The organism is Candidatus Hydrogenedentota bacterium, assembly GCA_035416745.1.
In the GTDB taxonomy this organism is placed as follows: Bacteria; Hydrogenedentota; Hydrogenedentia; order Hydrogenedentales; family SLHB01; genus UBA2224.
Window position 1 is genome coordinate 29,917 of record DAOLNV010000006.1, and the last position, 15,101, is coordinate 45,017.

A 15,101-nucleotide genomic window follows, 5' to 3' on the forward strand; every position below is an offset into this window, starting at 1 on the left:
ACTGCGAATCCCCGTCTGCGGCACGCTGTGCCGCAACAACACAACAGACTCAATGCGAAGGCCGGAGAGCGCATGTCTCCGGCCTTTGTCGTCTTTGTTGCGCGTGTCGCGACGCCTGCCTCTCCTGGGTTGCTCCATGGTTTTGCGGTACACTGTAGAGAACGCATTTCCAGAATCTGCCTATGAGGGATGAGGCTCCTGTGACACAGGGTGAGGAAGAGAAGCCGGGCCGTTTTGGAATGCCGGCGGTCTCTCGCGCCCACCACCCGGTGGGCCGGTCCGTGATCCTGGGCGACCTCGAAGGCAAGCGGCTGCCTCAGGAGGGTCTTGTAACCGCGGTCCGGCACGAAGGCCTGACCATCTGGACAAGCGCGCCCTTCAAGGCGGGCGAGCGGCTCTTCATCGAGTTTCCGGTCGCGCATCCAACGGAACCACGGCGCACAGCCATTATTCGGGGCAACGTGTCCGCCCTGCGCGAGACTGGCGGCGAGTGCGTGCTTGAGGTCCGCCTCATTCTCATGCCGAACATCCCGGTAACCGATGTCGCGGCGTCTCATCTCAATGCCCAGGAAGCTGCCGCCCTGATTCGCGAGGTGCAGAATGACCTCGAGACTGCTGGCGATTCCGGAGCGCTGCCCGTGGCGGATTTCACGCAACTTCTCCCCAGCCCGAACACTCCGGCAAGGCCGAGACATAGACGGCGGCGCGTCTTGGCGGCGCTGGAAATGCTGGCCGCCGCTCTTCTGCTTGTGTGGCTGCTCCCGGATGCCACGCGGTTCCGGCCCCCGGACTGGCGAGTCAGGGGCTTGCCCGGCCTTCCCGCGGACCGGCCCCGGGAGCGAGCCATCCCCGAAGAAGGCAATTCCTATCCGGGGTCTGGGGCGCTTGGCGGGGAGGAGGAGGCGTTCGTGGCGCTTCCTGCGGCTGCGGGAGCCGCTGTCTGGCAACCCGGCGCGTGGGTTCGTGTCGAGGAACCGGTTGTCCCGGATGCGCCTTTTGCAGGCACTCTGCCCCCGGAGGCCGTTCCCCTGTTTTCACCTGTGGGATGGGTCATGGCTGTCTTGCGTCCCCTGCTTGCGGCATCGGACGATAGCGCCGCCCTCGAACACACTCCCGCCTTCGTTGTCTCGGAGATGGTTGAACCCGGAGACGAGCCGTCTGGTTCCGGCCCGGCGACGTCCTGGGGCGAGGTCCCTGCACAGGATGAGAATGGTGAGGATTCGCCGTATAAGGATCATCCTGTCAACCCTTCAGAGGGCGCGAATCCTGCCCCGGCGGGTTCCGTTTGGGCCCGCTCGAGCCGGGGTTCCGCCGAGACTGGGTCTTTCGCGCCAAATCAACCACTGGTTACCGTTCATGAATCAGGAGGTACCGGGGCTGGTGAGAATCCCTTGGCGGCTTCGGGCACTCGCGAGACGGTTGCCGATAACAACGCTCCGGAACGCGTCAGAATTGACATCGAAAAGAGCAGCCATACCTTGACAATCCGCTTCGATGGCGAGCCGCTCGCACAGTTTCCCGTTGGCTTGGGGCGTCACAACGCGACCCCCGATGGCGAGTTCACCATAGCATGCAAGGTCACGAACCCCGACTGGTCCGACCGGGGGCGCATTGTCAAGGCGGGCGACCCCGAAAACCCGCTTGGCAGGCGGTGGATAGGGCTTGCCGCCGGTGGACGCGCCACGAGCTACGGCATTCACCCCACGAGCGAGCCGCAGTCCATCGGGGCCGATATGAGCCGCGGATGCGTCCGAATGCGGCCCGAAGACGCCGAGACCGTTTTCCGACTGTGCCCTGTTGGGACAGTGGTGAGCATCGAACCGTGAGACCTCGTTTGCATGCCGAGCATCTGCGCATGTAGCATGAAGTTATGCGCGAGTTTCTAACAGAGCTCATGGAAGCCCTGCAGCGGGGGCACCGGTTTGTGACGTACGATGTGTGGCGCATTGGCAAACCCGGCGAGCAGGTGCCCAGCGGATTCGTGATTAAGCATGTCCGGGTGGCCATTCTGTTGTTTAAAGGCCTCATGAGCGACGTGATCTGGTTGCGGACCTCCTCGCTTGCGTTTGCCACTATCCTCGCGATCGTGCCGTTTCTGGCGTTCGCGTTCTTCATCATGCAGACCTTCGACCTGGCCCAGAGCCTCACCGATGTGCTCGAGAACAGCATCCATGACTATGCGGAACGCGTGGGCGTCGTGCGTGACCAGTCTTCCGGCGAGATACCCGAGAGCGCAACTGCGCCACCGGGCGAACCCGGCCAGGGGCCGGCCCCTGCCGCTGTTCCTGCCCCGAGAAGCGCGGACGACCGCTCCCTCCGGAACCGCGAATTGCTCGAATCGGCGCTGGGATGGTTGCTGGAGGGCGTGCCGTCACCCGACGGCGTTCAAGGCACGCTGGGCAAGGACACCCCTCTGAAAGTCATCCTTCAAATGGTCGAGGAGAGCGGCGACAGCACGGCGATGGGGACTTTTCTCGGGGTCATGTTCGTATTCTGCTCGGTGTTCGGGTTGATGTACGGCATCGAGTCGGCGTTCAATGCCATCTGGGGCACACGACGCAACCGATCGTGGTTCCGAATCTTCACCGACTACATGCTTATCGTGTTGATACTGCCGTTTGTGGTCGCCTTTGTGGTCGGATTGACCACGGCACTCGAGACGGAGGACTTGGCGTGGGGCCCATTGAGCCTTCTCCTCAGCGGCGCGCGCTACGTTGCCCTCTGGCTGGCTCTGGCCATCGTATACTGCGTCGTTCCGAACACGAAGGTGCCCGTCCGCTACGCGCTGCTGGGCGGGATCATCGCGGGCACGATCTGGATACTCACGGCAAAGGCCTTTCTTCACTTCCAGTGGGGGGTCGCGCGGGCCAACTTCTTTTACGGCAGTTTTGCGTTAATCCCCCTGATCCTCGCGTGGATATACACCTGCTGGCTGATCATTCTTTTCGGGGCGCAGATCACCTTCGCTTACCAGTACGAAAAGACCTTCGCGATGGAACGTTTCGCCGAGCGCGCCAGCTACGCGTACAAGGAAGCGATTGGCCTGCGCGCCGTCACCGAGGTGAGCCGCCGGTTCGATGCCGGGCTCCCGCCGCTTTCCGCCGCCGAGTGCGCTACCGAATGGAACGTCCCCGTCCGCTTGCTGAACGATACGCTGGACGAGCTCGATGAGGCGGGATTGCTGCGCCAGGTCCACACGGACCCTGTGCGGTACCAGCCCGCCCGCTCGATTGACAAGATTACGGTGGGCGACGTTCTCAAAGCGATGCGCGAGCATGGGCGCGACCCGTCGGCGCTGCGCGACGACGACGCTATGAAGCCCCTCCTGGAGAAGATCCACGAACGCGAACAGGGCGTCATAAATATGACCATCGAGGAGGCCATCAAAGTTTTTCACCTCGGCCCCTCCAGCCAAGACACGCCATCGGCTCCCGCCGAGGATGGGCCGCAAGAAGGTCCCACCGAGCCGTAACCCGGGATGAGAGCGGTCCGCTGGTGCGGGTTGAGCGGCCTGCGGCAAAAAGCTAAGCTTGAGGTTCGGGGAGAATGCCCACGAGCTGGCACATTGCCGGCGGGGTGTGGCACGGCCGCGGCCACAGTGAAAACAGGCAGCCTTCCCGAACGTTCAGGAAAAGAAATTCGCGCCCGGCGGGTCCGCGGCGATGTGAAGGAGCGCCTGATGGACGTCCATTCCCTTTCGGAACTTGCAGCGGGGAATTCCATCTCCAGCTGGATGGTGTTGGGACCGTTCGTGGTCAGGACGGGCTGGCAATTCGAGCGCGAGTATCTGTATGAGCGGGACCGCATCCTCGATATCGACTATCTGGCGGCGGACGGCGGCGAGGCCAGGGTGCAGCCGGAGCCGGGGGGCGTGCATGAAAACGCCGGATTGGGCCCGAAGCAGCTCCGTTGGACGGCATACCCGGGTACGGAACTCGACGGGAATCAGATTGCGGGGGATGCCATCTACGAGACCGTGCAGCGCAACTGCGTGATCTACGCGGCGGCGTTTGTGGAGTGCGAGGCGGAGACGGCGGCGCTGCTCGATGCCTATCATTCGGGGATGAAGGCCTGGCTCAACGGGCATCTGGTCTGCAACGAACCGTACGGCATTCCCAAGGGCGTGCGGGTGACCATGCCCAGCAAGATCGTCTCGCTGACGGCCGGCCGCAACTTGCTGCTGGTCAAGTTTCGTCCCGGGTATATCGCTGACGGGATCGATTTTCGTGTGCACGGCGTGCGCCTTTTGCCGCTGGCAAGCGAGCGTGGGATGCCCATCGCGCTGGGACGAATCCGGGCGCTGCCGCGGTTCACCGGCTCGCCCGAGACGCCGTGTCAGGTCATCGAAGCGGCGGTGGTGAACATGTCCAACGTTGATGTAAGGGTTTCGATGATATGCGCGGCGAAGGCGCTGGGCGCCGAGGGAAAGATGGAGGTGGTTTTGCCGCCGAACCGTATCACGCCGGTGCGGATGAGCTTGCCGGCGCCGCCATCGGCCGCGGGCAAGCGTGTCGAGGCGGTAGTCATAGCGCGGCTGTACGGCCGTGAGCTTGCGGTACCTTTCGCGTACGAGGCGGTCTCGCCTCCCAAGCGGAACGGCGTGGAGATGGTGTTGACATCGTTCCATTTCGATACGACCTATCACGAAGAGCAGCGCGTCTATGCCATGGGGGCGTTCGATATTGTCCGCCAGTACTGCAGATTGCACCGCGAAGACCCCAATTTCCGGTCGACGTTGTCCGAGGTGGATTATCTCAAGCCCTATTTTGACGTGTTTCCGGAAGACCGCGCGACCCTGATGCAGGTATTCCGCGAGAACCGCTCGAATTCCGACGTGATGTATAACCAGCCCAACGAGATGAATTGCGGGGGCGAGGCCTTGGTGCGGAACTTCGTTTACGGACAGCTTTTCCATGGGCGCGTGCTGGGGCGCATCTGCCATGTCTACGCGCCCGGCGACGTGTTCGGCCACCCGAACCAGTTGTCGCAAATCGCGCGGAAGGCTGGATGCATGGGCGTGAGTTGGGACAAGTACATCTACAACTTTCCGCCCTTGTTCCAGCACCTCTCGCTGGACGGTACGGGATTGCCTCACAAGCGCGGTGATTGGGGATGGGGCGAAGCGGCTGACATGGGACTGTCGGTGGTGGTTGGCGACATCGAGCAGACGCCGCCCACGGATTGGCACGAAACCCTGATGCCCCAAGTGAAACAGGCGACATACCGGGACCTGTTCGACACCGTTGCCCGGCAATGTGACGACAGCGGTGCGCGCCTGCCGGTGACCTCGCGCGACATGTCGCTTTACCATGCGGCCACAGCCATGTCGCGCATCAACCTGAAGATCGCCAACCGTCTGGGCGAGAACATGCTGCTCATGGTGGAGCGGTTTGCGACGATCGCGACCCTTCTGGGCGCGGCCTATCCGGACCGTGCGCTCGACAAGGCGTGGCGGCAGCTGCTGTGCGGGCAGCACCATGACTCGATCACCGGCACGCATAACGAAATCTCTTATGTCGACTTGATGAATGCGTATCGTGAGGTGCTTGAACTGGGTTCGGACGCGCTCGACCGCACGCTCGACTATCTCGGCAGAGCGGTCCAATCCGATGGGATTGACCGGCCCCTTGTGGTGTTCAACCCGGTGGCGTGGGAACGTACGGACGTCGTGCGCGCGCGGATTAACGTGGGCGGCATGGACAGCTTCGCGCTCGCCGACCACAACGGGAACGAGGTGCCTTTCGAGATGCTCGAGGCGGTGCGCAACCGCAGCGGCAGCATCGCGGAAGCGCAGATTTCGTTCGTAGCGAAAAACATGCCTTCCCTCGGGTACCGGCGTTACCAGTTGATGGCCTCGGGCGGGACTGCAAAGACACGCAAGGTCACAGTGGGCCGTACCACCATCGAAAACAAGTACTACAAGATCACCGTCGACCCGGCGCGCGGGGGCGGCATCGTCAGCCTGTACGACAAGAAAGCGAAGCGCGAGGTCTTGCAGCAGGGAGGGCATGTGGGGAATGAGATTGCGGTTCTTCATGAGGTCGCGGACCGCGAAGAAACCCAGCACGAGTTCTACACGACGGGTCTCAAGCTGTTTTCGAGCGAAGTTCCAGCCGGGGTCGTGGCGTTGCGGGGTCCCGTTACCGAGACGTTGCGGGTCACGTACCGGCTGGGCGATCTTTGCGGCGTGACCCAGGAGATTACGCTCACGAAAGGCGTTGCGCGGATCGATTTCAAGACGATCCTCGAGGATTACCAGGGCGAAGATCATCTGTTTTGCGTGACGTTCCCGGTGGATGTGAAGGGCGGGGCGCCGGTTTTCGATGAGCGGTTCGGGGTAGTCACGCGCAACGGGAGCAAGAACCACCTCGATTTCCGCACCCATCAGATGGCGATGTTCAGCGATTGCGCGGTGTATGCGGCCAACAAATGGATGGAGTGCGGGGTTTCGGCGCAGCTCAAGGCCGGGCGCAACGCCTATGCGTTGAGTATGGTGGGACTGGTTACCCCGAAGGCGCGCGAGGTGGTGCGCACGGGCGAGGAATTGCAGCGGGCGCTGATCCAAAAAGGCATAACGTGTACACCGTGGCACGACAAAGGCGGTCCGCATTGGGGCTCGTATCAGGACCACATGGACGATGACCTCTTGTACACGCGGTTCCGAATCTCGCTGGGTGTTCGTCGCAACAACCATTACTCGAACCACGTGCTCAACCTTCAGGAAGCCAAGACGGTCGCGGAGTTTCAGCAGCAGCTCAACGAGGAGGGATACGCGTATTTGTTCGCCGCGGATTCCGAATTGGAGGACGCTTCGTGGGGGCCTGTTCCCGTACTGGTGGTGGAAGGCAAGACCCAAAAGGACCTGTCGGCCGCCTGTGAGAAGCTGTTGGCCGATTTCCGAGAGACCGGTTTCTTGCGGATCCCGGGAAAATGCGACGCTACGGGTTGGAACGGCAAAATCGATGAGTATGGCGTGGCCATGCTGAACGAAGGCACCTATGCGAACAGCCTGGAAAAGGGAGGCACGCTGTGCATGATGCTGTGCCATACGTGCCGGTGGTATGGAGCCGCAAACAATTTCAGCGAAGGATACCTTGTTCCCGAGAACAAGAACCACGTGTTCCGCTATGCGTTGTATCCGCACAGCGGGGATTGGCGGGAGGCCGGCACGCAGCGCGTTGCGTACGAGTACAATTTCCCGCTTCTAGCCCGCGAGGTGAAGCCGGCAGCGAAAGCGGCCCTGCCGCCGGAACACGCTTTTCTGACCGTTGCGCCCAGGAACATCATCCTCGAGGCCATGAAACCGTTTGGCAACCCGATGGCGGCGTTTCAGCGGGCGCATGCATCGAATGCGGCCGATGGCGTTATTTTGCGTCTGTACGACACCGAGGGTCTTGACACGAACGCGCGGGTCACTTTTTCGAGCGGCATGACACGCGGGTGGTTGTCGAACCTGCTCGAAGAAGAATTGCGCCCGCTTCCCGTGCGCGAAGACGGATTGGACCTGCATGTGCCGCCGTTTTCGATCGAGACGGCAGGGTTCGTTCCTAACGCGTTTGCGGCCAAAGGAGGCAAACGCCCGCTTGGGGCAGAGGCCGAGCCGGTCCAGCCGGTATGGGTTCGTTCGTGGGAGCACGACGCCGGCGCTATGCCGATGGGATATGGAGCGGTAACCTGCACGCTTGGCCGGGAGGTGATGGAGGAAGAGGATGGCCGCGTTCTGAGGGTCAAAGTGAACGCGGTGAACGATTTCACCGATGCCGGCATCAAGGTCACGGCCGCCGTAAGCGTGCCGAAGGGATGGCAGGCGTCGGCGGGCACGCTCGAATTTGATCTGCCCCCGCTTGAGCACGGCACGAAAGAGGTGCTGGTGACGCGGCCTTCCCGTGACGCGGCCGGGCAAGTGAAACTGCGCTGCGAGTTCGATGGCCAGACCTTCCAGGACGTGTTGGAGATCGGCGAAGCCTTTGATCTGGCCATGAAAACCGAGAACGCGGGCAGCGAGATTGTGGTATGGCTGACCAACCGTACGGGGGAGGCGATCGACGCGGAGGTGGCCATGGCGGCGCCTCTCGAAGCATGGTCTTTCAAGGAAGCGGGCGGCTATTCGCTGCTGTCCATCACGCCGCGAACGCAGGGCGTGAGCGTTAACGCGGGAGATACGGCGACACTGCGGTTCCGAGTCTTGGGGTCGGGATTGGAGCCTTCCGGCCGGCCGGATTCGTATTGGGCCGTGGCGAAACTCATGTGCAACGGCCGCATTACGCTCGCGCGGTGCGACCGGCGTCCCGGGCGCCGCTTGATGTACGCGCGCAAGTGGAATAGCATGCTCGAAGAGAAAGCGCGAACACGCCGGAGCAAGTGATGCGGCCCGTTCCGGATGGCGTAGTTTTGAAGACGCTTGGAACTCAAGCTCGGGATGATGACTAGCGATTGGGAAAGGGGTATGACCATGGTAAACGGAAAGATTCGCGGCATGCTGATCGTAGCCCTGATGGCGGGGATGTCAATTGGAGGCGCGTGGGCATCGGGCGCAGACCCCGAGGTAACGGTGTCCATTTCGGGTTCACTGCATGAAATGCTGCCCGTGCTCGAATTGCTTCGCAACATGGGATTCGGATTCGCGTCTCCGGAAGAGGCGGAGCAGCCGCTTCGGTTGGAAGTGCATAGCGTTGTTCGCGACAGCGACCTCTTGAAGGATGTCGTTGGCGCCGGGGCCCCGGCCGCCGCTGCACAAGAGCAGGAAGCCGCCGCGGCGGAACCGGTCCCTGCCGACAAGCTTGGCCTGTACCAGGGACAGGTCGAGCCCGCCACGGCCGCGCCCGGGGCCGGCGTCACCATTTCGGTCCTGGCGGTGGACCCGAACCGGGCCATCGACACGATGGGCGCGCAGATTGTGGGCGTTGAGAACGCGCATGCCGACCTCTATGACGACGGTACGCACGGCGATGGCGCCGCAAAAGATGGCGTTTGGACTTGTTCGGTGAGCCTGCCCGCCGAGATGCTCACAGGAGAGCACCACGTCGAGGTGACCGCGTACGACGCATACGGGGACCCCGTGAACGGAGAAAACGGCGAACCGTTACGCGCCCGGATTCCGCTCACCATCGCTAAATAGGGCGCGGCAGCACATGATACGAAACGTTATCTCAGAGGAGATGTAATGATCCCGCCGAAAGCCATAGAAAAACTGAGACAGCGGATAGCCTTGCTCGGCGAGTGGCGTTATGCGAAGGCCGCGGACGTTCCTCTCGAGGCCGCGGAAACGATGGAGCACCTGCGGGTGCCCCCGGGCACGAAAAGTGACACTGGGCCGCGGTTCAAGGCGGCGCCGATTGGCAGCCGGTGGGGCCAGGAATGGGGAACGGTGTGGTTCCGGGGCGAGACGCGCATCCCGCCGGAATGCGCCGGGCGGCGGGTTTACTACCGCATGGATTCGTTTGCGGACAAGCTCCTCTTCGTGAACGGCAAGCCTTTCGCGGGAATGAACCCCTGGCATCGCGAGGCGCTGCTGGCCGCGCCGGCGACGGGCCGCGAGCGGTTCGTGTTTCACATTGATCAATACACGGGCCACCGCATTCCGAACGTGCGGCCTACCAATCCCTACGTGTATTTTCATCAGTTCACGGGCGCCGACCCCGGCCAGGCGCCTCCGCTCGAACTGGAGGCCAGCGAACTGGTCGTTGAACGCGAAGCCACGGCGTCGTTGCATTACGGCGCCGACGTTCTGTTACGGACCGCTCTTACGCTCGATACGAACTCGTTGCGGCGCGCGCGCATCATCGACGAATTGAACCGCGCCATGGATCTGATTCCGATCCACTGGGAGAGCGATGGCGAGTTGGAAGAAGCGGCGAAGCTGGCGGGGCGCATCCTCGCGCCCTTGTTGGCGGCGCCGAATGGCCCGACCACCCCGATGGTGGGCCTGGCGGGGCACACGCATATTGACGTGGGCTGGCTCTGGCCGATCGCCGAGTCGACCCGGAAAGCGGCGAAGACCTTCTCGGGCATGCTGCACCTGATGGACCATTACCCCGAGATGCGGTTTCTGCAGTCGCAGCCGGTTCTGATTGATTTGATACAGCGCGAGTACCCGGACATCGTGAAACGGATTCAGGGGGAAGTGAAGACGGGCCGTTGGGAGCCGAATGGCGGCATGTGGGCCGAGGCCGACTGCAACCTTACGAGCGGCGAGTCGCTTGTGCGGCAAATCCTCGAAGGACACAAAAAGACCCGGGAGCTATTCGACTACAGGAGCGACACGCTCTGGCTTCCGGACGTGTTCGGCTATTCGGCGGCATTGCCGCAGATTCTCAAGAAATGCGGCATCCTCAACTTTGTTACGAGCAAGATCAACTGGAACGACACCACGCGGTTTCCCTACGACACGTTCTGGTGGCAGGGTATCGACGGCAGCCAGGTTTTCACCCACTACATCACCTGCCGGAACGGCGGCTACAACGCTGAGGTGGGTCCGGAGATTTCGAAGGACTGCTGGGACCAGGTGCAGCAAAAAGAGCTCCAGGACGCCACGCTGTCGTCGATCGGATACGGAGACGGGGGTGGGGGCGTCACGCGGGAGATGTGCGAGCGGGCTCGCCGGATGAACGACCTCGAGGGATGCGTCAAGACGGCGTTCGTCAATGTGTCGGAGTTTCTGGCGCGGTTGCGCGAGCAGAAGGTGAAACGCCCGCGGTGGGTTGGCGAGCTTTACCTGGAGACACATCGCGGCACGTACACGAGCCAGGCGCGGACCAAGCGGCACAACCGCAGGCTCGAGCTTCTGTTGCGCGAAGTCGAACTGGTGTCGGTTCAGGCGATGCGGTACGGGCTCAAGTACCCTGCCAAGAAGCTCGAGCGTCTCTGGCGGACGTTGCTGACCCATCAGTTCCACGACATCTTGCCGGGGTCTTCGATCCGGCGGGTTTACGATGACGCCGAAGCGGCGTATGCAGGGATGGAGAAAGACCTCGGCAATCTCAAGCGGAAAGCCCTCAAGACTCTGGCGGAACACGTGGACACGAGCAGGACGGGGACCCCGTATCTGGTCTCGAACAGCCTTTCGTGGGCGCGTGAGGGGTTGATCTTCGTCAAATGCGACAAGGGGCTCGTTGTGGACGACGCCGACGGGGAACCCGTTCCTTGCCAATGGGTGTGTGACGGCAAGACGCGGGGGCTGGCCATTGCCGTGACCGCCGACGCGCTCAGCGTGGCGCCGATCTATCTGCGGCAAGGGGCCGATGCGCCGATGTCGCCTTTCGCGAATCATGACCGCGCCCTCGAGACGCCTTATTACAGAGTGAAGTTCGATGCGTCGGGGAAGATCACGAGCTTGATTGATCGTTCCGTGGATCGCGAGCTGGTAAAGCAGGGGCGCCGCCTGAATGATTTCTATACGGCCGAGGACGTGCCCGTCACCTGGGATGCGTGGGACATCGATCTCTTCTACCGCGACAAGGTTGTCCCGCAGGACCGTCTGGTCTCACGCGAGGTCGTGACGGAGGGGCCGTTGTTCATAACGATACGGTCGACGTACGAAATCGGCCGCCGGTCGGAGCTGGTTCAGGAGATGACGTTTTATGCGGCCTCCCCGCGGATCGATTTCAAGACGCGGGTGGATTGGCAGGAGACGCACACGCTGTTAAAGGTGGGATTTCCTCTGGACCTGAACGCGCCGGTGTTTCGAAGCGAGATTCAGTTTGGGCATGTTATCCGCAACACGCACAGCAACACGCCGCACGATCGGGCGCAGTTCGAGGTTTGTGCGCACAAATGGGTGGACCTTTCCGAGGGGGACTACGGCGTGGCGTTGTTGAATGATGGCAAGTACGGCCACGACACCCTCGACAACATGTTGTCGCTGACCCTGTTGAAATCGCCGGTGTCGCCCGATCCGCAAGCAGACCGGGGCGAACATACGTTTACCTACGCGTTATTGCCGCACCTGGGCGGGTTCATGGCGGACGAGGTGGTGCGCGAAGCGTACAATCTGAACGTGCCGCTGTCGTTCGTCACGGCTGGGCACGGCGCGGCAGAGGCGAAAGCCATACGGTTCTGCTCGGTATCCAATCCGAACGTGGTGGTGGAAACGGTCAAGAAAGCCGAAAACAGTGACGCGGTCATCATGCGTTTGTACGAGGCGGGCAATAGCCGGGGTCAAACCACGCTGACGTTCGACCGCCGCGTCAAGCAGGCCTGCGAATGCAATCTTCTCGAAGAAGGTGAGCTGCCCGTGAAGGTCCGGCGGCGTAGCGTGACTGTTCCGGTCGCGCCCTTTGAGATCAAGACACTCAGGATCGTCTTCGACTAGCCCGGCGGGACTTCTCGAGATCGCCCCGGGATTGACAGGGCCGAGACCCGCGTGGCTGACGGGGGGCGCCATCGCCCCGAGGGTAGGGGCGTTCCGCTGTGGCGCGGTTTCCCGACCGCGCCACTCTTACGACCGCAAGGTCTCCAAGACATCAAGGTGCGCGGGCGTGTCCGCCCGCGGCGCGATCAATGGGCCGGCAGGAAAACCGGCCCTACGTTGGGGGCGGGCGGGAAAACCCGCCTGTGTGCCCTGTCCCGGAGCCGTCTGACATCCACTTCGCGGGGCCGTTCCTCATTTCGTAATACATTGTATTTCAACCATTTCCGTGCAAAGCTGCCGCGCGGTCACGGGCAACACTCGCCCTAAAGAGGCGGAAGTGGTTGAAGAACAATGAGGAACGGATATGGCACGCTGGTTTGACCGGTTTTGGAGCAGGGCGTGGCGTGACACGCGCGCGCAGGCGCCAATGCGCGCGGAAACGTTTCGCGAGATTCCCTCGCGCACGTTTGCGGTACCCGAGGATGTCACGCGGTTGCAGGGGGCCGTCGGCGGTTTTATTCGCCTGCCCAACGAAACGCCTTTCTACATGCTGGAGGTGTACCGTTTCCTGCGCGACGCCATCCCCGACATCTCGGACGCGGTCTGGACATGGAAGCGGCTGTGCCAGACCGGTTACGACATCGAGGTCGTGAATTCCTCCTCGTCCCAGGCGGAGAAGCGCGCGGAACGGCTCCTCGAAGACTTGAACAAGCGCGTGAACAGCGGCGACCGGGGGATGGACGGCCTGCTCGACATTTTCTACACCTCGCTGTTCACCTACGGGGCGGCGGCCGTAGAGATCGTGTTGTCGCAGAGCCGCGAATCGATCTGGGACGTAGTGCCCGTCGACGTGTGGACCGTGCGGTTCCGGCGCGAGAAGGACGGATTGCATCCGTACCAGGTTCACGAGGGCCGGGAGATCCCTCTGTCGAAGGACCGGTTTGTCTACGTGGGGCTTGATCGCGACGGCACCAATCCATACGGGCGGTCCATGCTGCGCGCGATTCCGTTCGTGGTCAAGATTCAGCAGCGCCTGCTCGAAGACATGGCGAAGGCGACGCACAACGCGGGCTGGGCGAAGCTGCACGTGCAGTACACGCCGGAAGAGCGGCTTCGCGGGGAATCCGTTGAGGCCTATCGCGAACGCATCGAGGCGAATTTCGAGAATCTCCGCAAGAAGCTCAGCAACATCGAGACGGACCAGAACCTGGTGACCTTCGACAACGTGAGCGTGTCCCTGGTTCGCGGGGAGCAGCGGTCGCAGGTCTTCTACCAGAACCACAAGGCCATCGAGGAACAGGTCATCACGGGCATGCACCTGATGCCGATCTTGCTGGGGCGGAATTACGGCACCACCGAGACCTACGGCACGGCGCAGTTCGAGATCATCACCCGCCAGGTGATGTCCGTGAACCGGTGCGTCAAACGCCTCCTCGAACGGCTTTACAACTTCGAGCTGGCGCTCATGTGGGGCAGCGCGCAGGCGAAAGTGCACATGCGCAGCCACCGCACCGCGGATATCGTGCGGGAAGCGGAGGCGCGCCGCCGCGAAATCGAAAACGCTGTCTTGCTGCGCGACGCGGGCTTCATCACGCACGAGAAAGCCGCGGAATCGCTTGGCATCAAAGTTTCCTGAGGCACGAACACCGTTGAAAGGAACTCGTATGGAACTGGAACCGTTTGTTTTCCGGCACGAAGGGGCCCTCGTGGGGACCCGCGCGAGCGGTACGCTGCACGACGCGCTCGAGGAGGTCAACTCCTTCACGCTCCGCCCACTGTCGCACGAGGAATTCGCCGTATTCACGCTCGACTTGTGCAATAACCAGATCGACCGGCATTTCAGCCGCTTTCCCGAAGATGAATTGGCGCGAATCAACGCGCTGGTGCCGGGCCGCCCGCTCATGGAACGCCATGACGTGCGCGGCTCGCTGCCCCGCGGCACGTTCTTCCGCTCGCAACTCCACCGCGACGAGGACCGGCTCTCCGTGCGGCCGGACGTGTACGTGTTGCGGACGAAAGACAACCAGGATTTCATTTTGAACATCGAGGGCGGGGTATACCGCGAGACGTCGATCGGTTTCTCGTTCCGCAAGCCCGAGTGTTCGGCGTGCGGCAAGGACTTGAGAACCTGCGACCACGTCCCGGGTCGCAGCTACAACAGTGCTTTGTGCCACTGCGTGCTGCGCGATGTGCTCGAGGTCATCGAGGGGTCGGTGGTCGCTTCGGGTTCGCAGGGAACCCGTTTCGTTTCGGGTACACGAGCACTCGAACTCGATGACGCACTCGCGGCGGGCCGGCGCGACTTTCACGCGCCCATCGAAATGTGGTCGGGTGGTTTGTGGGAGGACGAATGATGCTGAAACGGCGATGGACGTACGGCGCGTGTTTCGCGGGCGTGCTTTTGATGGGTATGAGCGCCGCGCCACGGTATCTTGAGGAGCTGCGCATCGGCGGCGGGTACGGCGATAGCGGCGGGGGTCTCGATATTGAAGCGAACGGCGACCTCTTCTCCGACGGGAACGTCGTGATCGAGGGCGACCTCACGGCCCGCGGGCGTCTGACTGCCGGAGCGCCCGGCCAGGTAATCACGACCCAGGAAGGATTTCTCGACGGGGGAAAGCTCCTTGACGATTCCGTTACCGACGCCAAGGTGAGCGATGCACTCACGGTTGGCAGCTCGGGCAGGGTAGACGGCGGCGCAATAGACATTCCCGCGGCGCAGAACGAGACCGTGGCCGACGACGCGGACACG

General features: G+C 62.3%; 8 protein-coding genes. All 8 read left to right on the plus strand.

What is annotated here, in order from left to right; translation table 11 throughout:
* Positions 1-200 precede the first annotated feature (200 nt).
* Entirely contained in the window at positions 201-1,826 is a 1,626-nt protein-coding gene (locus tag PLJ71_03825; protein HQM47788.1) for a L,D-transpeptidase, read from the plus strand.
* A 44-nt stretch (positions 1,827-1,870) separates the two neighbouring features.
* Positions 1,871-3,472, plus strand: coding sequence for a YhjD/YihY/BrkB family envelope integrity protein (locus tag PLJ71_03830; GenBank protein ID HQM47789.1), 1,602 nt, complete (start codon positions 1,871-1,873; stop codon positions 3,470-3,472).
* 207 nt (positions 3,473-3,679) lie between these two features.
* Positions 3,680-8,365 carry a glycoside hydrolase family 38 C-terminal domain-containing protein gene (locus PLJ71_03835; protein HQM47790.1) on the plus strand — a complete coding sequence of 1,562 codons (4,686 nt, stop codon included), beginning with the start codon at positions 3,680-3,682 and terminating at the stop codon, positions 8,363-8,365.
* Positions 8,366-8,452: 87 nt separating this feature from the next.
* Positions 8,453-9,118 (plus strand): hypothetical protein, encoded by a 666-nt coding sequence (locus PLJ71_03840; GenBank protein HQM47791.1) that lies wholly within the window; start codon positions 8,453-8,455, stop codon positions 9,116-9,118.
* 45 nt (positions 9,119-9,163) lie between these two features.
* On the plus strand, positions 9,164-12,310 hold the full coding sequence (locus tag PLJ71_03845) for a glycoside hydrolase family 38 C-terminal domain-containing protein (protein HQM47792.1): 3,147 nt from the start codon (positions 9,164-9,166) through the stop codon (positions 12,308-12,310).
* 403 nt (positions 12,311-12,713) lie between these two features.
* Entirely contained in the window at positions 12,714-13,985 is a 1,272-nt protein-coding gene (locus tag PLJ71_03850) for a hypothetical protein (protein HQM47793.1), read from the plus strand.
* Positions 13,986-14,013: 28 nt separating this feature from the next.
* A complete protein-coding gene (locus PLJ71_03855; GenBank protein HQM47794.1) occupies positions 14,014-14,703 on the plus strand; it encodes a hypothetical protein in 690 nt (229 codons plus the stop codon).
* On the plus strand, positions 14,700-15,101 hold a 402-nt coding region (locus PLJ71_03860), incomplete at its 3' end, for a hypothetical protein (GenBank protein ID HQM47795.1). The genes PLJ71_03855 and PLJ71_03860, both read left to right, overlap by 4 nt.